Annotated in this window: 24 protein-coding genes; 22 read left to right on the top strand and 2 right to left on the bottom strand. The window is 46.5% G+C overall.

Annotated elements, in window-relative coordinates; translation table 11 throughout:
* Window positions 1–1,458, top strand: a 1,458-nt coding sequence (locus BN1234_RS14645; RefSeq protein WP_170308053.1) for an O-antigen ligase family protein, incomplete at its 5' end; no start/stop codon positions are given.
* Here the strand turns inward: BN1234_RS14645 and BN1234_RS14640 are convergent.
* Window positions 1,455–1,769, bottom strand: coding sequence for a hypothetical protein (locus tag BN1234_RS14640; protein ID WP_054957407.1), 315 nt, complete (start codon window positions 1,767–1,769; stop codon window positions 1,455–1,457). The two genes, BN1234_RS14645 and BN1234_RS14640, sit on opposite strands and share 4 nt — an antisense overlap.
* 152 nt (window positions 1,770–1,921) lie before the next feature.
* On the opposite strand from BN1234_RS14640, the gene uptA reads away from it, so the two are divergent.
* The 20 genes from uptA (at window position 1,922) to BN1234_RS14540 (ending at window position 16,961) form a co-directional block, all read left to right on the top strand.
* Complete coding sequence (uptA, locus tag BN1234_RS14635; protein WP_054957406.1) at window positions 1,922–2,542, top strand: undecaprenyl phosphate transporter UptA; 621 nt, start codon at window positions 1,922–1,924, stop codon at window positions 2,540–2,542.
* Window positions 2,532–3,098, top strand: a complete 567-nt coding sequence (locus BN1234_RS14630; protein ID WP_054957405.1) for a thioredoxin family protein — start codon at window positions 2,532–2,534, stop codon at window positions 3,096–3,098. The genes uptA and BN1234_RS14630 overlap by 11 nt, the downstream gene beginning before the upstream one ends.
* A gap of 5 nt (window positions 3,099–3,103) precedes the next feature.
* Window positions 3,104–3,739, top strand: a complete 636-nt coding sequence (locus BN1234_RS14625) for an MBL fold metallo-hydrolase (RefSeq protein WP_054957404.1) — start codon at window positions 3,104–3,106, stop codon at window positions 3,737–3,739.
* Between the two features lie 179 nt (window positions 3,740–3,918).
* Entirely contained in the window at window positions 3,919–4,107 is a 189-nt protein-coding gene (locus BN1234_RS14620; protein ID WP_054957403.1) for a hypothetical protein, read from the top strand.
* Between the two features lie 211 nt (window positions 4,108–4,318).
* The gene (gene sigY, locus BN1234_RS14615) at window positions 4,319–4,846 is read left to right on the top strand and encodes an RNA polymerase sigma factor SigY (RefSeq protein WP_054957410.1); all 528 of its coding nucleotides are present in this window, start codon (window positions 4,319–4,321) and stop codon (window positions 4,844–4,846) included.
* A gap of 2 nt (window positions 4,847–4,848) precedes the next feature.
* Window positions 4,849–5,187 (top strand): YxlC family protein, encoded by a 339-nt coding sequence (locus tag BN1234_RS14610; RefSeq protein WP_054957402.1) that lies wholly within the window; start codon window positions 4,849–4,851, stop codon window positions 5,185–5,187.
* Window positions 5,184–5,393, top strand: coding sequence for a hypothetical protein (locus BN1234_RS14605; RefSeq protein WP_054957401.1), 210 nt, complete (start codon window positions 5,184–5,186; stop codon window positions 5,391–5,393). The genes BN1234_RS14610 and BN1234_RS14605 overlap by 4 nt, the downstream gene beginning before the upstream one ends.
* A 55-nt stretch (window positions 5,394–5,448) precedes the next feature.
* On the top strand, window positions 5,449–5,643 hold the full coding sequence (locus BN1234_RS14600) for a PLD nuclease N-terminal domain-containing protein (protein WP_054957409.1): 195 nt from the start codon (window positions 5,449–5,451) through the stop codon (window positions 5,641–5,643).
* On the top strand, window positions 5,640–6,566 hold the full coding sequence (locus BN1234_RS14595; RefSeq protein WP_054957400.1) for an ABC transporter ATP-binding protein: 927 nt from the start codon (window positions 5,640–5,642) through the stop codon (window positions 6,564–6,566). The genes BN1234_RS14600 and BN1234_RS14595 overlap by 4 nt, the downstream gene beginning before the upstream one ends.
* Window positions 6,563–7,339 (top strand): ABC transporter permease, encoded by a 777-nt coding sequence (locus BN1234_RS14590; protein ID WP_156337224.1) that lies wholly within the window; start codon window positions 6,563–6,565, stop codon window positions 7,337–7,339. Before BN1234_RS14595 ends, BN1234_RS14590 begins: the two co-directional genes overlap by 4 nt.
* A 103-nt stretch (window positions 7,340–7,442) precedes the next feature.
* Window positions 7,443–7,823 (top strand): hypothetical protein, encoded by a 381-nt coding sequence (locus tag BN1234_RS14585; RefSeq protein ID WP_054957399.1) that lies wholly within the window; start codon window positions 7,443–7,445, stop codon window positions 7,821–7,823.
* A 141-nt stretch (window positions 7,824–7,964) separates the two neighbouring features.
* Window positions 7,965–8,252: an Asp-tRNA(Asn)/Glu-tRNA(Gln) amidotransferase subunit GatC gene (gene gatC, locus BN1234_RS14580; protein WP_054957398.1), complete on the top strand. Its 288-nt coding sequence runs from the start codon at window positions 7,965–7,967 to the stop codon at window positions 8,250–8,252.
* A gap of 25 nt (window positions 8,253–8,277) precedes the next feature.
* Entirely contained in the window at window positions 8,278–9,732 is a 1,455-nt protein-coding gene (gatA, locus tag BN1234_RS14575) for an Asp-tRNA(Asn)/Glu-tRNA(Gln) amidotransferase subunit GatA (RefSeq protein ID WP_054957397.1), read from the top strand.
* A gap of 32 nt (window positions 9,733–9,764) precedes the next feature.
* The gene (gene gatB / locus BN1234_RS14570; RefSeq protein ID WP_054957396.1) at window positions 9,765–11,204 is read left to right on the top strand and encodes an Asp-tRNA(Asn)/Glu-tRNA(Gln) amidotransferase subunit GatB; all 1,440 of its coding nucleotides are present in this window, start codon (window positions 9,765–9,767) and stop codon (window positions 11,202–11,204) included.
* A gap of 151 nt (window positions 11,205–11,355) precedes the next feature.
* Window positions 11,356–11,829 carry a GNAT family N-acetyltransferase gene (locus BN1234_RS14565; RefSeq protein WP_054957395.1) on the top strand — a complete coding sequence of 158 codons (474 nt, stop codon included), beginning with the start codon at window positions 11,356–11,358 and terminating at the stop codon, window positions 11,827–11,829.
* A gap of 32 nt (window positions 11,830–11,861) precedes the next feature.
* Window positions 11,862–12,575 carry an MgtC/SapB family protein gene (locus tag BN1234_RS14560; RefSeq protein ID WP_054957394.1) on the top strand — a complete coding sequence of 238 codons (714 nt, stop codon included), beginning with the start codon at window positions 11,862–11,864 and terminating at the stop codon, window positions 12,573–12,575.
* Window positions 12,576–12,703: 128 nt separating this feature from the next.
* A complete protein-coding gene (locus BN1234_RS14555; protein ID WP_054957393.1) occupies window positions 12,704–13,348 on the top strand; it encodes a hypothetical protein in 645 nt (214 codons plus the stop codon).
* Window positions 13,345–14,664, top strand: coding sequence for a DUF4097 family beta strand repeat-containing protein (locus BN1234_RS14550; RefSeq protein WP_054957392.1), 1,320 nt, complete (start codon window positions 13,345–13,347; stop codon window positions 14,662–14,664). Before BN1234_RS14555 ends, BN1234_RS14550 begins: the two co-directional genes overlap by 4 nt.
* A 92-nt stretch (window positions 14,665–14,756) precedes the next feature.
* Window positions 14,757–15,176, top strand: coding sequence for a peroxide-responsive transcriptional repressor PerR (gene perR, locus BN1234_RS14545; protein ID WP_054957391.1), 420 nt, complete (start codon window positions 14,757–14,759; stop codon window positions 15,174–15,176).
* A gap of 69 nt (window positions 15,177–15,245) precedes the next feature.
* Complete coding sequence (locus tag BN1234_RS14540; RefSeq protein WP_082423222.1) at window positions 15,246–16,961, top strand: glycosyl hydrolase family 18 protein; 1,716 nt, start codon at window positions 15,246–15,248, stop codon at window positions 16,959–16,961.
* A gap of 147 nt (window positions 16,962–17,108) precedes the next feature.
* Here the strand turns inward: BN1234_RS14540 and BN1234_RS14535 are convergent, their stop codons facing one another.
* The gene (locus tag BN1234_RS14535) at window positions 17,109–17,498 is read right to left on the bottom strand and encodes a YgzB family protein (protein ID WP_054957389.1); all 390 of its coding nucleotides are present in this window, start codon (window positions 17,496–17,498) and stop codon (window positions 17,109–17,111) included.
* A gap of 119 nt (window positions 17,499–17,617) precedes the next feature.
* On the opposite strand from BN1234_RS14535, the gene BN1234_RS14530 reads away from it, so the two are divergent.
* Window positions 17,618–18,499 carry a nucleotidyltransferase-like protein gene (locus BN1234_RS14530; RefSeq protein ID WP_054957388.1) on the top strand — a complete coding sequence of 294 codons (882 nt, stop codon included), beginning with the start codon at window positions 17,618–17,620 and terminating at the stop codon, window positions 18,497–18,499.
* The last annotated feature ends 266 nt before the right edge of the window (window positions 18,500–18,765 follow it).

Raw genomic sequence — 18,765 nt, 5'->3', positions numbered from 1 at the left:
CCCGGCCTGCTGTGGCTGGCCGGGCTTTGGGCCGGCGCTGTGCCAGCCGGCCTGATGCTGTTCCGGGCAGCAGGGCTATGCCCGGACCGAGTCCGTGCCGCCTTGAGCGGAGCATCGGGGCTCGGCTGCATCCATGGTGCTGGCCGAAGAAAGTGGACCAGCAGGCGGACAGGCCAGGGCCTTCGGCAGCGGTTGGCTTTTGCAACAGCCGCCGCGTGCTGTTTCATCGCTCTGGTTGCCGTTCTGCTCCCGGCACAATCACGTATTATGCAGAGTGAGACCGCGAATGCGCGTCATCTCATGTACAGGGATGCCTGGGAGCTGTTTCAGACGGCTCCATGGTTTGGCCAAGGAGGAGATACCTGGCGCCTTTCCTTCCGGGCAATCCAATCGGAGCCATATGTAGGTGCCGAAGTGCATAGCGGATATATTGATCTGATGCTGAATACAGGAGGGATAGGCCTGTTGTTTGCGCTGATCCTGCTGCTTGCAGCCGGGTACAGGCTTTATTCGGGCAGTCCCCGTCTGCTCCCGCCTTTTTTGGTGCTGGCGCTTCACAGCCTGATCGATTTTGACTGGAGCTTCGGCTTGGTCTGGCTGCTCATGATGTGGCTTGCAGTAATGGGAGGGGAAGAACAGAGCGCTCGAATACGACAAATGAATATGCAAACCAAGCAAACCAAGCAAACCAAGCAAACCAAGCAAACCAAGCAAACCAAGCAAACCAAGCAAACCAAGCGGAAGCTGGTGCTATCCCCCAAATTCTCTAAGTCTCTAACCACTTCGCTTACAGGATCCCGTATGTCTTCCTTTTTAGGTATCGCAGGGTTGATCTGTCTTACAGCTTGGACAGCGCTCGCGATTTCTTATGGGATGGGGAATCGCAGCTACGAGCTTTCGATTCAGGCTGCAGACCGGCATGAGCAGGGGGAGCTTTTAAAATCTGCACTTCACTGGCAGCCTTCTTCAGCAGCATCAGCTCTGATGCTGGCTGAACTGCTCCCTCCTGATGAAGCGGTCCCGCTGCTCCTGAATAGCCTGGCCCGTTCACCGGGACATCCGGAGCTCACCTGGAAAATTGCCGAGCTGCAAGCGGAGAACGGAAATTCGATGCAGGCAGCAGCATGGTACAGAATAAGCTTGGTTCAGGATAAACACAATGCCTGGAAACAGACTCACGCTGCATCTTCACTGGCTGATTTGGCCAAGAAGCAGTGGGCTCAAGGAAGAAAAAGAGCGGCAGTGCACGCAGCCTATTCCGCTCTGGATATCTATGAGCTGTATCGTTCAGCAGTCTATGAGCTCTTAAGAACGCCAAATGCCGGCAATGACCGGGATTTCCGGGTTACACGCCAGGCTGCACAGGAGGCATGGGAGCTGAGGCAATGGATTCGGAAGAGAAGGCTTCTCACGGACCTGCAGTCCGAGAATATAAGCAGCCTCGTCCTCTTGGATTAACCGCCAAAGGCATCCCTAAAAGCGGAAGCCAGCGTTTTTTCGGGTACCTGCCACAGCTCTGCAAGCTCAGCGCATACCTCCTTCTCCCACCAGTCGCACAGCGCTTTTTTATTACTGTGATTATCATGAATCCAGATCAGGTTGCCGATGACTTTACGGTAGTAGAGCTCTTCCCCCTGTTTTATTAATTCCGGTGAAATATACACCTTGATTCGCTTTAAGGTACGGTACAGCTCCTTACTGCAGGCTCTTCGGATCCCTCTTGGGGAGGGAGGGCGTCTGCCGGCCTGCTTATTGTATGCTGAATGCATATTGTGCTCACTCCTTTTCCTTCACCATATGTGAAGGAGCGGGCTAAAGTCACAAGCCGCATATCAATTGGGCGGACTAGAAGGCATGTCCGAAGCTGTGATAGAATAAGCTGGTATAAAGAACCAAAGTGTTATGGGAAGAGGGGGAAATCGTGGAGCTTGTTTATGATATAATCGCACGATTGTTTGATTGGATTCAGAGTCTGGGGTACTTTGGCATTATGCTTGGATTGATGGTTGAGGTTATTCCGAGTGAAATCGTTCTTGCTTACGGCGGGTATCTGGTCTTTATCGGTGAGGTTAACTTCTTTGGAGCTATGCTTTTTGGAACAGTCGGGGGAGTGCTGGCTCAGCTCTTTGTATACTGGTTGGGACGTTACGGGGGCAGGCCGATTCTGGATAAGTACGGAAAATATATCTTGATTAAGAAGAAGCACATCGATTATGCCGAGGATTGGTTCAAAAAATACGGTACAGGCGTTATCTTTACGGCTCGGTTTGTTCCTGTTGTGCGGCATGCCATCTCCATTCCGGCGGGGATTTCCAAAATGAACCTTGGGCGGTTTACATTCCTTACAACTTTGGCGGTAATCCCTTGGACGGCCTTATTTTTATATTTGGGATTCGTGCTTGGCGACCAATGGGAGCATATTGATGAGAAAGCCGCTCCGTTTGTCCGTGACTTTTTGCTTGGCGCCCTGGCGTTAATGATCATATACTTTGTAATCAAGTGGATTCGATCAAGAAAGGTTGGTCTTAAACATGGCAATTAATTTAGCTAATAAGCTCGGCTCAGGTATTTCTCCTAAGCAGTTTATGGATGGCATGGAGAAGAACAGGGAGGAATTCCAGGCCAATTATGAGCAGTTCGAATGGAACAATAATGAGGACCGTGAATTTTTCGAAAGCCTGCAGTTTAGGGATGATCTTCGTGTACTTATCCTGGCTGCTGATTGGTGCGGAGATGTTGTTCGTAATGTGCCGGTAGTCTTTCGGGCGCTTGAAACAGCAGGGATGGAGACCGAGGTGTTTGTTATGGAACAGCATCTGGATCTCATGGATCAGTTTCTGACAATAGGAGGACGTTCCGTACCAGTCGTTATTTTTGCCGATACCGGCGGATACGTGCTTGGCCAGTGGGGACCACGTCCTGCACATGTGCAGAAGTATATGATTGAGTTCAAAAAAGAGAACAGTGACCGGGAAGCTCCTGATTACCAGGAGAAGCTGGCACTTGTTCGTCAAGATATAATACAAGCTTACGGGAAAGGAAATGAGTCTGGCGCAGTTGTTATATCGGAGCTGCGTGAACTCATCTCAGGGTTATAATAGACATGCTGAAGATTGAAACATTTAACTTAGGACCGCTGCAGACGAATGCATATCTTTTAACAGGTTCAGAAGAAGGCAAGGCCATCATTATTGATCCGGGAATGAATCCGGGAGCGCTGGTTAAGCGGATTGAAAATTTAGAGATTGAAGCAATATTGCTGACTCATGCTCATTTTGATCACATGGGCGGTGTAGAGGAAATTCGAAAGCTTAAAGGCTGTCCGGTTTATCTGCATGATTTGGAAAGCGAATGGCTCAGCAATCCAAAACTGAATGGTTCCCTGAACTGGCCTCAGGTGAGCCCTCCGCTTACGACAAATCCGGCAGAGTATGATCTCGCTGCCGGGCAGAAGCTGAATTTGATCGGTCACACCTTCTCGGTATATCACACACCCGGTCACTCTCCCGGCAGCGTAAGCTTTTTGTGCGGAAAGGATTTGTTTTCCGGAGATGTGTTATTCCGGATGGGGGTTGGCCGAACAGACCTTACGGGAGGGCGTGAACGTGATCTGATTGATTCTATCCAAAATACGCTCTACACCTTCCCGGATGAGGTAACCGTTTATCCGGGACATGGGCCTCGTACAACGATCGGGTATGAGAAACAGAATAATCCATACGTTTCAGTAAATAACTAAAATAAAGATCATAACCGACAAAAAATGAGAATAGCTGGACAAATAAAGACAATATTGATACAATACGGTTAATTAATTGTTAACCTTGCGAAGCACGCAGACTGTGGAGTCCATCCCGGTTTGCGTTCTTTTTTTATGTTCACATATTTTATTTTGGCGGATTGTAGGGGGAAATGTAGGTGAAATATGATGACCTGCCGCTTTTGGACCATTCATTAATGTGTTATGAACAAGCTGCTGACCGTGAATCATATCAATGGAAAGAGACGAAGAAGGCTCCGGGCGTGATCTGGGATCGATTTATTAGCGGTACTAGTGTATTAAGGCAGCCTTGGCACAACAGGCTGCAGAATTTCAGGGATAAATAACAGATCATCATTACATATCGATTCATTTGATTTATATTGATTAGAAGGAGTTGTCCGTCCATTAAGCAGATTTTTCTGCCGGAGGACGGCTTCTTTTTATTTTGTTGTCAGAAAGATTGCTTGCGAACGATAATTAATATAGAAGGCTTTGAACGAAATAATCAACCTAAACGTATTAAGAGTGAGGGTGAAAGAAGGTGATGGTTATATCATGGTCCTTGATGACAAGGATTTAATTCACAGAGCACAACAAGGGGATGCTGCCGCAATGGCGCAGCTGTTCAAGAAGCACTACTCCTTCTTATATAAATATCTAATTAAAGTAACCATGGACCCGATGACTGCCGAGGATACTGTGCAGGATACGATTGTGCGGTGCATGGAGAATATATCCCGGTATAACGGTGCTTCTTCGTTTTCGTCATGGATGATTACGATTGCTACCAGGCTTTATATCGATACGGCGAGAAGGAAAAAACGCGAGAAGGAATGGCTTGAGCAGGAACAGCGCAGAACGGCAAGAGCGATGAGATGGCAGGTGGAATATCGGGGAGAGGAATGGAACGAGATGCTAGAAGCATTGTCCAGGTTAACAGACGAGCATCGAATTGCTATTTTACTCAAGCATTACTATGGCTACGGATATGACGAAATCGGAGGTATGCTTGGGATTCCGGCAGGTACTGTGAAATCACGGGTAGCTTATGGAATAAAACAATTACGAAAAGGAGATGAGTGAATATGGCTAAGGAGCCCAATCATGAGGAAGATCTTTGGATCGAAGGAATGAACCGGCAGCTGGATCGATTGGATCAGATGTTCGAAGAAGTGAACTCACCTACTTTAGAACAGCTGGAGCTGCTTGCGGTTCGAACGGCTCAGAATCGCCGCCGCCGGATGAGAAGAGAATTCATGATTTTTCTTTTGGTGGCTGTGTTTTTAGCTGGCGGAGGCTTGATGGCTGCCCTGTCGATACCGGTGGCCTTTATGATAATTCATGGAGTTAGCTTGCTGTCAGGCATCACTATTCTTCTATTGAACAAGGGAATTAGAGGCGAAGGAAAGAGGGACATCCAATGAACGATTTAAGTACAGTCCCTCTTTGGCAGATGATTATAGTATTTGTTCTTGTACTAACACAAGGAGCGTGGATTTTCTGGAATGCAAGGAGTCGAGACCTTGGGAAAGCAGCTTGGTTTTGGGGAATATGGGGGTCCATATCGATGCCGGTTCCCTTGCTGCTGTACTGGCTGTTTGTAATCCGCCGGGACTATCGAAGAAACTAGTACCTCTTATTAATAAAATGAAAAATATAAAGAAAGACAGGTGTGAGAGATGGATATAGAAATCAACTGGGGTCTCATCTGGCCTTTGATTGCACTGCAGGTCGTGCTGATGGTAACTGCACTGTTGTCTTTATATAAAGCGGAGACTGAGAGCGTGCGGGGACCGAAATGGATGTGGGTGCTCATCATTGTGGTGTTAAATATAGTAGGCAGCATTGCTTATTTTGTGGCAGGGAGGAGAGAAGCATGACAGATGAGCTGCTCCGAATTAAGAATTTAACCAAAAAAATAGGAAGCGTTGTACCCGTTAACAGTTTATCGTTTGAATTAATGCGTGGAAGCTGTACTGCACTCCTTGGTCCGAACGGTGCCGGCAAAACAACGACCTTACGCATGCTGGCAGGACTCCTTTCACCCACACAAGGGGAGATCATCTATTCACAGTCCGGAGCAGGTTCAATAAGCAACTGGCGAAACCGTATCGGCTACTTACCGCAGTATCCGAAGTTTTACGGCTGGATGTCAGGCATAGAATATTTGAATTTTAGTGCCAAGCTTTCAGGTCTTTCGAAACAAAGGGCAGCAGAGCGAAGCCTGGAAGTGCTGGAGATGGTGGGCCTTCAGCAAGCCGCCAAACGCCGTATATCTGGTTATTCCGGTGGAATGAAGCAGCGGCTCGGGATAGCTCAGGCTCTCGTTCATGAACCGGAATTGATCCTGCTGGATGAGCCGGTTTCAGCGCTCGATCCGATTGGACGACGGGAAGTGATGGATTTGATGAGGGCGCTTCGGGGAGACGTTACTATTCTATTTTCCACACATGTCCTTCATGATGCTGAGGAAATCTGTGATGACATGGTTCTGATGGTCGAGGGACGTATTGCAGAAAGCGGATCACTTACAGAGCTCCGAATGAAGCATCGTCAACCGATTTTGTTCATTGAAGTGGAGAGCGGAGAACGGGAGATGAACTGGCTCCATAGTCTGGGCAATCGGGATTTTATAGAAGCATCGGAAATAGGGACACAAGGTGCCAGGCTGGTTGTAAGCGATATGAATCGTGCCCGGGATGTTTTGGTTCGTGAAATTGCGGAGTCAGGCATCGGTCTGCTGCGCTTTGAAGCCGGAACCTCCTCGCTTGAGGATATGTTTATGAAGGTGGTGAATTCGTGAACAGAGTATGGGTCTATTATCAAAAAGAGATGCTGGAGGCTCGCCGCAGCTATAAATTAATATGGGTGCCAGTTGTATTTTTACTGCTCGGCATTATGCAGCCGGTGATGACTTTTTATCTGCCGGAGATTTTGAGCATGTCAGGGGATGTCCCGCCTGAAGCAGCTGCATTGTTCACAACACCAACGCCGGAGGAAGTCATCGCCTCCACATTAAGCCAGTACAATACAATTGGACTGTTGGTTTTGGTGTTATCCTCCATGAATATTTTGGCCGGTGAACGCGCGACAGGTACGATCGAACTGGTTCTCTCCCGCTCTGTCTCCACTTTGTCTTTAATCACTGCCAAATGGGCAGCGATGATGACACTGCTTATTCTTTCCTTTGGCCTCGGATTATCCGGAGCTGCGTATTATACCTATCAATTAATCGGTCCTGTGGAGTGGAATCTGTTAATAGGTGGAGGCTTAATATATACGCTTTGGCTCGCCTGGATTGTAACGCTTGTACTTCCGCTTGGTGCGGTGCTCAAAGGACCTGCGGCGGCATTTATCAGCTTGGGCGCTGCGGCTGCCCTCTCGCTGATATCCGGTCTTTTTTCTTCAACGATGTTGTGGAATCCTGGAAGACTCGGCAGTCTTGCTTCACAATGGCTGATGGGAAATGAAGTGGGGACATGGAGTCCGGCAGGTGCAGCTGTAATCATCATTATTCTATCAGTTAGCTCGGCAGCCCTTTTGTTAAGAGAACGGCCGTTATCCTTACAATCATAGATAATATGAAGGATTAACTTTTATTTAAATGAACGGCATGGACATCTCTATTACTTTTTAGTAGACTATTGAGATAAAAGAAAGACATCTCAGGAGGTAGACGATGCTGCGTTTAGGGGAAAAGGTTACAATCATCGAAGATACCTTTGAGCAGAATCTTCCGTTCGGTCAGTATGCTTATGTAATTGCATATGATCGAAATCCGGACAACGCGTTTGATTACGTCATTCGAGTTCCAGCTCTAAACCGTAATTTTTTTGTTCCAGCGGGTGATATTGAACTGGAATCTGTTGTGTTGAAGCAGGAAGCGGAGCGGGTTGAGCGCGAAGCGCTTATCGATTTTGCCCTGTCGACATATAATGAAAAGTTATTTCATCAATTGATGAACGGGGAAGCGGAATCCGCCGGAGAGGAAGAGGAGCCAAAGGAAACACTGTCTCAGGCTGACTTCATCAAACAAGTGAATCTTCGAGCTTGGATTTAAGTTTAAGAGTCGGCCTAAGGCCGGCTCTTTTTTGCAATCCCTTATGATTGAATTGTCCATGTTTCTACAATATAATGAGAAAAGTTATCCGAGAGACTTTATCCCTTTAATATGTAAGGGGAACGAAGAGGAGTGAATTTCATGACCATTACAGCGAAAGACGTTCAGCATGTGGCCAAGCTAGCCCGTCTGAATTTGACTGCGGAAGAAGAGCAGATGTTCACTGGCCAACTGAACGCGATTTTACAATATGCCGAGAAGCTGAACGAACTTAACACCGAAGGTGTACAACCAACAACCCACGTCCTTCATCTTAGCAATGTAATGCGTGAGGACGAGGTGCGTGAGAGCCTGCCGATTGATAAGGTACTGCTTAATGCACCGGACGAAGAAGATGGACAGTTCAAAGTACCGGCGGTACTGGAATAGAAGAAACGGAAGGGAGGAAACAGTCTTGAGTCTGTTTGATTATAAGTTAGCTGAGATACATAACAAGCTCCAGGAGAAAGAATTGTCGGTCACCGATCTGGTTGATCAGGCATTCCAGAGTATTCAGGAACGGGAAGATCGAGTAAAGGCATATATCACGCTGAATGAGGATGGAGCTCGCAGCGAAGCGAAGCGGCTTGATGATAAGCTGGTTACGGGTGAAGCCCGCGGCCTTCTGTTCGGATTGCCTGTCGGTATTAAAGATAATATCGTAACTGAAGGACTTCGTACGACTTGCGCCAGTCAGTTCTTGTCGAACTTTAATCCGGTTTATGATGCTACCGTAATGTCTAAATTGCGTGCGGCAGACACTGTAACACTTGGTAAGCTGAATATGGATGAATTCGCTATGGGTGGATCGAACGAGAATTCCAGCTTTTATCCGGTTCGTAATCCATGGAATCTGGAGCGTGTGCCAGGAGGATCAAGCGGTGGATCGGCAGCAGCTGTTGCTGCTGGAGAAGCATACTTCACCCTTGGTTCAGACACAGGCGGTTCCATCCGCCAGCCAGCTTCCTATTGCGGCGTTGTCGGCCTGAAGCCAACCTATGGCCTTGTTTCCCGCTTTGGCCTGGTCGCTTTTGCATCCTCGCTCGACCAGATCGGGCCATTGACCAAGAATGTTGAGGATTCCGCTTATGTTCTGCAGGCAATTGCGGGGTATGACCCTATGGACTCCACCTCGGCAAAAGTTAATATTCCTGACTATGCCGGTGCGCTGAGCGGAGATATTTCCGGATTACGCATTGCAGTACCTAAAGAATATTTGGGTGAAGGCGTAGACGCTGAAGTGAAGGAAAGTGTAATGAACGCCTTGAAAGTGCTTGAAGGCCTGGGCGCAGTTTGGGAAGAGGTATCCTTGCCGCATACAGAATATGCCGTGGCTACATATTACTTGCTGGCTTCGTCAGAGGCATCTTCGAACCTGGCTCGTTTTGACGGGGTTCGCTATGGACAACGTGTCGAAACCGGCAACTTGCTGGATTTGTATCATGAATCCCGGAGCCAAGGCTTTGGCGATGAAGTGAAACGCCGCATCATGCTTGGAACCTATGCACTTAGCTCAGGCTACTATGATGCTTATTATTTGAAAGCTCAGAAGGTACGTACGCTAATTAAACAGGATTTCGACCAAGTGTTTGAGCAATATGATGTGATCATTGGACCGACAGCACCGACGACCGCCTTCAAGCTTGGAACACAGGTTGATGATCCGCTGACGATGTATTTGAATGATATCTTGACGATTCCGGTCAGCCTTGCAGGCGTGCCTGCGATTAGTGTGCCGTGTGGTTTCGCGGGAGGAATGCCTGTAGGTATGCAGGTTATCGGCAAAGCCTTTGACGAGTCGACCGTACTGCGTGTTGCTCACGCATTCGAACAAAATACAGAACACCACAAACAGCGGCCAGCGCTGTAAAGTGCCCGGCAGAGAAGGAGGGAAAAGAAGACATGTCTACATCGAAATATGAAACGGTCATCGGGCTAGAGGTTCACGTTGAACTGCATACGAATTCCAAAATATTTTGCGGATGCTCCACGGAATTCGGCGCCCCGGCCAATACACATACTTGTCCGATCTGTCTGGGACATCCCGGCGTACTGCCGGTTCTGAACCGCCAGGCTGTAGAATATGCCATCAAGGCTGCCATGGCCCTAAACTGTACTATTGGAGACGTAAGCAAGTTTGACCGTAAGAATTACTTCTATCCGGATTCACCGAAGGCTTACCAAATTTCGCAATATGATCAGCCCATCGGCTTGAACGGCTGGATTGATATCGAAGTGGATGGCAAGACCAAACGAATTGGTATCACTCGTCTCCACTTGGAAGAGGATGCCGGGAAACTGACGCATGTGGATGGGGGACATGCCTCTCTTGTTGACTTCAACCGAGTAGGTACTCCGCTTGTAGAGATCGTTTCCGAACCGGAGATTTCTTCTCCTGAAGAAGCCAAAGCCTATTTGGAAAAGATGCGTGCGATCATGCAGTACTGCGACGTATCTGACGTGAAGATGGAAGAGGGCTCACTGAGATGTGATGCCAACATCAGTCTTCGCCCATGGGGACAGAAGGAGCTTGGAACGAAGGCTGAGCTCAAGAATATGAACTCATTCCGCGGTGTTCAGCGCGGTCTGGAATATGAAGAATACCGCCAGGCTGAATTACTTGACGAAGGCGGAGTGATCGTTCAGGAAACACGACGCTGGGACGAGGCGCAAGGCAAGACACTTTCCATGCGCGGTAAGGAACAGGCACATGATTATCGTTACTTCCCGGACCCGGACCTCGTGACTGTGCGAATTAGTGATGAGTGGAAGGAATCCATCCGCTCCACGATTCCAGAGCTGCCGGATGCAAGGAAAGCCCGGTATACTTCGGAATATGGCCTGCCGGATTACGATGCGGCTGTTATTACTTCATCGAAGCCTCTGGCTGATCTATTCGAGGACAGTCTTAACTTCACCAAGGATGCCAAGTCCGTTTCCAACTGGATTATGGGTGATCTTATGGGCTATATGAATGCGAATAATCTTGAGCTCTCCCAGGTGAAGATCACCGGACAAGGCCTCGGCGAAATGATCGGCCTCATTGAGAAAGGGACGATCAGCAGCAAGATTGCGAAGACCGTCTTTAAAGCGATGCTGGAATCCGGTAAGCTTCCTCAAGCTATTGTTGAGGAGCAAGGGCTCGTACAGATTAGCGATGAAGGTGCGATCAAAGCGATTGTTGAACAAGTGGTCGCTGCTAATCCGCAATCGGTTGAAGATTATAAAGCCGGGAAACAGAAAGCCATTGGTTTCCTGGTTGGCCAGGTTATGAAGGAGAGCAAAGGGAAGGCCAATCCGGCGCTTGTTAATAAATTGCTGGTCGAGGTGCTGAGCAGCTAATTATTATGATATGAAGAATAAGAGCTTGTCTGTAATATCAGGCAAGTTCTTTTTCTAAATATCGTCTTCCCGTTATTATTAAGGTCCATTGTGATTATATATATAGTAATGTTGCTGCGCAGAAAGTTAGTCATGCAGGAGGTTTAACGAAATGATTTGTTCTTTATCCTTGGACGTTCGTGATACGGTACAACAAATATGGGCGCTTCAGCATATGGCGTATCCCATTGAGGCCCAGCTGATTGGCTTAAAGGAACTGCCTCCCCTTATGGACACGTTTGAAACGATTTCTACATGCGGTGAAACTTTTTATGGAGAGATAAGCGAGGATGGAGAACTCGTCGGGGTAATTGCTGTAGAGCCGGAAGAGAACCAGGTGACCATTTCAAGAATGATGGTTCATCCGGGCCATTTTCGAAAGGGAGTTGCTGCAAACCTTATCCAGTACGTTCTGGAAACGCATTCAAGCTCCCGGCTCTTTATCGTATCTACGGGGACCAAGAACGTCCCGGCTGTTACGCTCTATAAGAAATTTGGTTTTAAACCTGTGGAAGCCTATGAAGTAGCACCAGGGACAGAGCTTACTGAGTTTCATCTTACCTGTGATGGCGTAAAGAAATGCTAGATAAATGATCACGGTAGAGAGGAGGAATTAGATTGAATAATCCCTGGGTGATTGACAATTTAAATATCCTGTTGCGATTGCTCCTTTCCATGCTTTTGGGGGGGCTCATTGGCTGGGAGCGTGAGCGGTCCAATCATGCGGCAGGACTAAGAACTCATATTTTAGTATGTTTAGGCTCGACTCTAATTATGCTCCTTTCTATTTACGGTTTTTCGGATTTTGTAGCTGAAGTAAATGTGCGGGTTGACCCTGCACGTCTTGCAACAGCCGTCATTACAGGAATCGGGTTCCTGGGTGCTGGAACGATTCTGTTTACTGGTAAATCTATTACGGGGCTTACCACTGCAGCGTCCATTTGGGTAGTCGGTGCTGTAGGGCTTGCTATTGGTGCCGGATTTTATTTTCCTGCCATCGTGTCTACATTGCTTATACTGATGAATCTGGTTGTATTCAATAAACTGGAGGAGCGGTATATCCGGGGAAGCAAGCTTCATTTGATTACGATTCATGCCAGTAATGCACCAGGCCTGCTTGACGGTATTTCGGCAATGCTTAAGGATGAAGGCTGCGTTATACGAAAATTAATTGTTAACGAAAGAAGCGTTATCCCGTACGGTGAACTTCAACCGGCTATTCCAGGAGTTGAAATATCGTTGCAAGTGCTGTCGAATCGAAAGTTCAATCCTGTTGAACTGGCGACACGAGTCCGTGAAATGGGTGGAGTGACGATGGTTAGCGCTGAATAAATACCGCAATAACGCCACTCCTTGAATGATCAAGGCTAGTGGCGTTTTTAATTTACTGTTACTGCTCCTTCTGGTTAGGGTAGTATCAGAAGAAGAGCAAGTGCTAAAGACAGTAAGGAGAAGATCATATGAGTATACCTGAACATCAAGCGCCGCTGCAGAAGACGAAGCGGAGGAGAAGCCTGAACCCGTACAAGCACCTGGGGCTGCTCAGAAGAAGGCGCAAGATTCCTGCGCTTTTATTGGCAGCTCTCTTTCCGGGAATGGGTCATATTTATTTAGGACTTTATCGCAGAGGAATATTTTTTATCATGCTGATGCTGCTGGATATATCCGCACTATTATACTTTTCTTCAATTGGTATGCAGATCAATGTTCCTTTACTGATCATTCTGGGGCTCCTAATTCCGCTCGGATATTTTTATAACGTATTTGAGGTGCTGCAGGCTGCGGACTATATATTATCGAGACGCCGGCGGGGGGAAGACGGAGCTTTATCCGGTAAGCCTCATAGCACAGGTTATGGGAAGGCAGGTCCATTTCATGGAGAAGGGTGGCTTTCGTTTGGCCTCATGCTTGTTGGAGGCGGTGTACTTCTTATTCTGTTTCACCAAAGACCCCACTGGCTGCAAGTCGGAATACGTGATTACGGTGCAAAGATTTCTGCCGTTGTACTTATTGCGGGCAGTATAATCGTCATCATCCGGGAATTCATACGAAATCGAAATCATAACCGCAGACAGGCTGCACGACGAGAAGGTGAAGACGAATGAAGTACAAAATTAGAATTGGACGATATGCTGCAGCCATTTTGCTCATGACGACAGGATTTCTTTTATTAATAGATGAATTGAATGGTACGGATCATATTTTTCTGCTCCTGAAGTGGTGGCCGGCTCTATTCGTCATTTGGGGGATTGAGTACTTGCTGCGGTTTACAATATCTCTTCTTCGAGGACGGCAAAAGGATCTTCGTTTCCGTGTAGATTTCAAAGGAATATTATTTTCGGTATGTTTGGCTTCGTCTGTGTTTGTGGTGACTCAGCAGGAGCATTTCCTGCATCTGTGGAACAGGGTTAGCCTTAATCTGACGGCAGCCGCAGTCGATTACAGTGAAGCTGCAGGTAACAGTTTTAAGCTTCGGCCACTAGAAATACCGGTGTCCCTGAACACGGGGAAAATTATAGTTGATCACTTGAACGGAGATATTACACTTTATAGATCAGATATTGACCATATCATCGTAAACACTAAAGTATGGGTGGATCAGGAGGAAAAGGGAGTGGCCGAAGGCATTGCGGAACAATCGACGGTTGAAGCTGATGAAGGCAGCACTATTGTCATCCGTGCTAAAGGAAAGGCTTATGGTCAATCCGGCAAAAGACTACCCCGAATGAACCTGAGCATTGCGATTCCTGATGATCGGCGGTTTAATATGGAGATTCGGACGATGAACGGTGCCCTGAAATTGTTGAATGTTCATGCAATAAGCGATATATCGCTGGAGAGCGGTAATGGCCCTATTACATTAAGCCGGGTGTCTGGAGATATCTCGGGCAAAACATTAAACGGAGACCTTAATGTCCGAAATGTAACGGGTGATGTGAAGCTGACCACAAACCGTGGGAATGTTAAGGCTTTTGACGGTACGGGAAAAGGTGTATTTTCCACACAAGTGGGTAATATTCTCATTAAAAGATTTTCAGAAGAGATTGATGCCAAGACCAGAAACGGGAATATTAAGGTGTATGATGCTGAGAAAAAGCTGAATGTTGAATCGTTGAATGGAAGTATTGATATTCGAACGGGAAGCGTTGGCGGTGATTGGAATGTATACAGCGGTGTCGGGGAGATGAACATTCATATTCCGGATGGAGGGGATTATACATTTGAAGGCGCCATTAGCTATGGAAGCATCCAAACAGAGATCCCGTACTTTACAGTTGACCAGAAGACAATTAAGGGATTAGAGGGCAGCGGCAAGTACAACCTTAAAGTCGAAGGGAACAGTGATCTTAATATATACAAGAGCTATCCTAAGTACGAAGGCGTTCAATCTGATCATAACCAAACCCCTCTTCCACATTGACAAAATTCAGGAGATGGCCGTACAATGAAAAAATAAATGCTGCACAGCAGCATTATCATACAATCTTGATTCTATAAAGGCGGTGGACATACATGGGAACATCCGTGCAGCATGCACTGGAACAACTGAAAACAACTGGTGTCCGAATTACGCCGCAACGTCACGCGATTTTAGCCTATTTGGTAGAATCGATGGGTCATCCGACTGCTGATGATATATATCGCGCACTGGAACCAAAATTTCCAAGTATGAGTGTAGCAACTGTATATAACAATTTGAAAATGTTTATCGAAGCGGGAATGGTACGTGAACTTACCTATGGCGATAACTCCAGCCGGTTTGATGCCAATGTTTCAGATCACTATCATGTGATATGTGAAAAATGCGGCAAAATTGAGGACTTTAGTTACCCTTCATTGGCAGATGTCGAACATCAAGCTGAGGAAAGCACGGGATTTCAGGTTAAAGGGCTTAGAATGGAACTATATGGGGTCTGCAAGTCCTGCAAATAAATATCTGGTCTTATTAAACGTGCGGAATAACAGATTCCACACGTTTTTATTTTTTTAGGGGGGAGTATCTTGGCAAGGGGATACAGGCGACGCAGAAAACGGCGTAATGGACGAATGTCTTTGTTTCTTGGAGTTGTTCTAATCACCGCAGGGGTTTGGTGGGTGGTTATGGACTTGCTTCCGAATACGACACATACAGAGCCGGAGTGGCGAGGCATGAAACAACCGATATTCGTAAAAGGTACGATGATGGATTATCCGGCAATCGGTTTTGGAGAGAAGTTAAAGCTGCCACTTCCAGTACTGCAGGAGGCCGTTGATTCACATATTCATTATGAAAAAGAAACGAAATCCGTTATTCTTACAACCGCTGAGGTTGTGGTAAGAATGGAGCTGGGCAGCAAGCAGGGGAAATGGAATGGCAAGAACGTAACCTTCGCACAAGCACCGGAACAAATAGATGGATTGATCTACATTCCTACAGCCACATTAAAAAAGACTTACGGTATCTCAGTTCATCAAGATGCGGAAACAAGAGTAGTGATTCTGATGAACGCAGGTGACCGAATTTCGTTTGCTGAAGCTAAGCCTTCCAAACAAGGAGGGACTGTTGCACTTAGAAAAAGTGCTTCCGTTAAATCTCCCATTCTGAAGGATATGTCTCAAGGGGAGCGGCTTCGTGTTTGGGGCGAGGAGCAAGGATGGTATTTTGCACAAACAGATGGCGGCTTTACAGGCTATGTAAAGATGGATCAGACGAAAGATCAGGGTGAGAAAGTCATTAAGGAGCTGCCGGTCCCAACCTCACGCGCTGAGGTGGACTGGAAGAACAAGTCGGTGAATTTGGTGTGGGAAGCCGTGTACTCGCGAAAGCCCGATCCTGAAGCCATCGGCAAGCTTCCGGGAGTTAATGTGGTTAGTCCTACATGGTTTAGCGTTACGGATGGAGAAGGAACAGTTGATTCCAAGGCAGATCCTGCTTATGTGAAGTGGGCCCATGGACAAGAAATGGAAGTATGGGGTTTGCTCAGCAACAGCTTTAATCCGGATATAACGACATCATTCCTATCCACATTTGATACGAGATCCCGTGTTATAGGGCAGCTGCTGTATTATGCCGAGAAGTACAAGCTGGATGGAATCAATATTGACTTCGAGAACGTTTATACCAAAGATAAAGACAATCTTGTTCAGTTTATGAGAGAGTTGAAGCCTCTTGCTCAGGCTAAGGGCCTTATTATTTCAATTGATGTCACACCAAAGTCGAACAGCGAAATGTGGTCAGCTTTCCTTGATCGCCGTGAGCTGGCTCTGGCTGTAGATTATATGATTGTTATGTCATATGACGAGCATTGGGCTTCGAGTCCAAAAGCGGGCTCGGTATCTTCATTATCCTGGTCTGAGAAAACAATGAGACGGATAATGGATGAGGATGATGTTCCGGCTTCTAAGTTAATTCTCGGTGTGCCCCTATATACCCGTGTATGGACAGAGCAAGGTGAGAATGGCGGGGGGAAGGTATCTTCTAAAGCATTTGGCATGGATTACGTGCGAAAGCTGATCGCGGAGAAAAAGCTTGTCAGTCGATTTGATGAAGCAGCCGGACAGAATTATGCAGAGTTTAAAGAAGATAATACGCTGAATAAAATCTGGATAGAGGATGAAACATCGCTCCAAGCTCGGGTTGAGATGGCACAATCGCTCCAATTAGGGGGGATAGCCTCGTGGAACCGGAGTCTTGCAGTGCCGGAAGCCTGGGAAGTATTAAAAGGGATTCATAACTAGATATTATAAGTAAGTATATGAAGAGGACAAAGGACCGGCCCTTGGGGGGCTGGTCCTTTTTTCATGCATTTTAATAATCGCCGTAAAAGCGGATGGATCATTAAATTTTTGTACAGAATTATGATGACTGGACTGCGGTTCAGTTACCTACAAATTAGTTGTCGTTGAAGAATTGGCTGCTGCCTGCTGTGCTTCAAGCTCTTCAGCTGTTACATTGGCCGCATTAGGATCTAATGTAAGAATCGTTTTACAAAACATGCAGCGGTCGGTTTTTCCGAGCATTTTGGTTTGTTTGGAGCATTCAGGACACTGAATTTGTATGGCGCTTGTGGACAGCATGCCTGCCCAGAAGTAAATACCTAAACTGCCCATCATCGTAATCAGACCAAGCACGAGACCTATGCCTGCTACGACTTTTCCTGCTTGTCCCCAAAAGACGATACCGGCTGTACCTAGTACCATAAGACCCATGCCGGCCATAGTCAGCAATAAACCCCAGGTACGAAAAGCGTTAATCTTTGCAGTTTTAAAGATCATGAATAAGTGCTCCCGTCATTCAAATAGTTATTTAATAAAAGAAGGAACTTACAAAGGCATGTAGAATTACATTATAACTGAATTGACCAATATTCGCCAAGAAATGTATGGAGGGAATCGTGGAATTAACCAACTTTTCTTTTTATTATAGCAATTCGGTTGACGGGGATGCTGTTGGGGCAATTACTTACCGAAACACAGGGAATTCATTTAATGGTTCGCTATTTCGTGATGATTTTGATATTAATATCGTTATTATTTATGAAACAAAAGTGGATGAGCCCTCGGTTCGGCATACAATGATGCACGGCGAGAAATGTCAGGTGCTGAGTGTTGGAATGGATCAATTGCAAAATATTCTTCTGTCTGGCCGGGATCATTTCTTGTTCAAATGCTTTTTGGATGGAGAGATCATTAATGACCATGATGGGCGAATAGCTCTTTTGCGCAGTGAATTTTTGCGCTTTACCGGCTCACTTCGGGAGCAGCAGCTATTTGTCGGTTTTGCTCATTTTTTGAGAAAATATTCTGATGCAAAAGTACATATGAATGATGGCCGGATTATGGACGCTTATCTTAGTACTCTTGGCGGATTACAACACTGGGCTGAAATCGAGCTGATCGAAAGAGGGATTCATCCGGATACTGCAGTCTTTGAGCAGATTATGGGCTTGAACACCCCTGTACGTAAGTTGTATGAGGAGCTTACGGATAGCAGTGAGACACTCGTTCAACGGATCGAATTGGTTTTGCTCGCATGCGAGTTTTCAATGACTTCAAAAATGGCTGATTGCTGCACGATCCTTTTACGGGTTTTTAGAAGCAGACGATTGCCTTGGACCATTCAGGAGCTGATGCAGCATCCGGCGCTTGAACCGATTAGCAGCGAGTTACCGCTTGTACTGCGGAAACTGGTATATCGTAAACTTGTTAAGGAATCCTCCGGGTGGACAGAAAACAGGTTGTACGGCAGTGAGCACATTCGTTATTCAATAGACTGATCATAAGACATGAAAGGGCGAAAGCCCTTTTTGTTATTACAAAAAAAGCCAATAAATAATAATCGTGAAATGCTTGACGGCTAACTTAATTCTATGTTACATTATATCTCGCCCCTTCGAGAGGCGAAAATAAATGTTTCTTCAAAAATTGTCGCTAAAAAGAATTTAAAAAAAGTTCTTGACGAAACGGAATGAAACATGATATATTATAAAAGTCGCTGCTGACATTGAAAACGAGCGACGAACGAAGTAGTTGACCTTTGAAA

The sequence above is a fragment of the Paenibacillus dakarensis genome, from assembly GCF_001373415.1.
Taxonomy (GTDB): Bacteria; Bacillota; Bacilli; order Paenibacillales; family Paenibacillaceae; genus Paenibacillus_AQ; species Paenibacillus_AQ dakarensis.
Note: the sequence above shows the minus strand (reverse complement) of the source record. Positions and strands in the feature narration are given on the sequence as shown.

What these genes read in the sequence shown, in the direction of transcription:
- BN1234_RS14640 (WP_054957407.1), bottom strand. Translation starts at nt 1,769, where the DNA reads ATGCATTCAGCATACAATAAGCAGGCCGGCAGACGCCCTCCCTCCCCA.
- BN1234_RS14630 (WP_054957405.1), top strand. Translation starts at nt 2,532, where the DNA reads ATGGCAATTAATTTAGCTAATAAGCTCGGCTCAGGTATTTCTCCTAAG.
- BN1234_RS14625 (WP_054957404.1), top strand. Translation starts at nt 3,104, where the DNA reads ATGCTGAAGATTGAAACATTTAACTTAGGACCGCTGCAGACGAATGCA.
- sigY (WP_054957410.1), top strand. Translation starts at nt 4,319, where the DNA reads ATGGTCCTTGATGACAAGGATTTAATTCACAGAGCACAACAAGGGGAT.
- BN1234_RS14610 (WP_054957402.1), top strand. Translation starts at nt 4,849, where the DNA reads ATGGCTAAGGAGCCCAATCATGAGGAAGATCTTTGGATCGAAGGAATG.
- BN1234_RS14605 (WP_054957401.1), top strand. Translation starts at nt 5,184, where the DNA reads ATGAACGATTTAAGTACAGTCCCTCTTTGGCAGATGATTATAGTATTT.
- BN1234_RS14595 (WP_054957400.1), top strand. Translation starts at nt 5,640, where the DNA reads ATGACAGATGAGCTGCTCCGAATTAAGAATTTAACCAAAAAAATAGGA.
- BN1234_RS14585 (WP_054957399.1), top strand. Translation starts at nt 7,443, where the DNA reads ATGCTGCGTTTAGGGGAAAAGGTTACAATCATCGAAGATACCTTTGAG.
- gatC (WP_054957398.1), top strand. Translation starts at nt 7,965, where the DNA reads ATGACCATTACAGCGAAAGACGTTCAGCATGTGGCCAAGCTAGCCCGT.
- gatB (WP_054957396.1), top strand. Translation starts at nt 9,765, where the DNA reads ATGTCTACATCGAAATATGAAACGGTCATCGGGCTAGAGGTTCACGTT.
- BN1234_RS14565 (WP_054957395.1), top strand. Translation starts at nt 11,356, where the DNA reads ATGATTTGTTCTTTATCCTTGGACGTTCGTGATACGGTACAACAAATA.
- BN1234_RS14555 (WP_054957393.1), top strand. Translation starts at nt 12,704, where the DNA reads ATGAGTATACCTGAACATCAAGCGCCGCTGCAGAAGACGAAGCGGAGG.
- BN1234_RS14550 (WP_054957392.1), top strand. Translation starts at nt 13,345, where the DNA reads ATGAAGTACAAAATTAGAATTGGACGATATGCTGCAGCCATTTTGCTC.
- perR (WP_054957391.1), top strand. Translation starts at nt 14,757, where the DNA reads ATGGGAACATCCGTGCAGCATGCACTGGAACAACTGAAAACAACTGGT.
- BN1234_RS14535 (WP_054957389.1), bottom strand. Translation starts at nt 17,498, where the DNA reads ATGATCTTTAAAACTGCAAAGATTAACGCTTTTCGTACCTGGGGTTTA.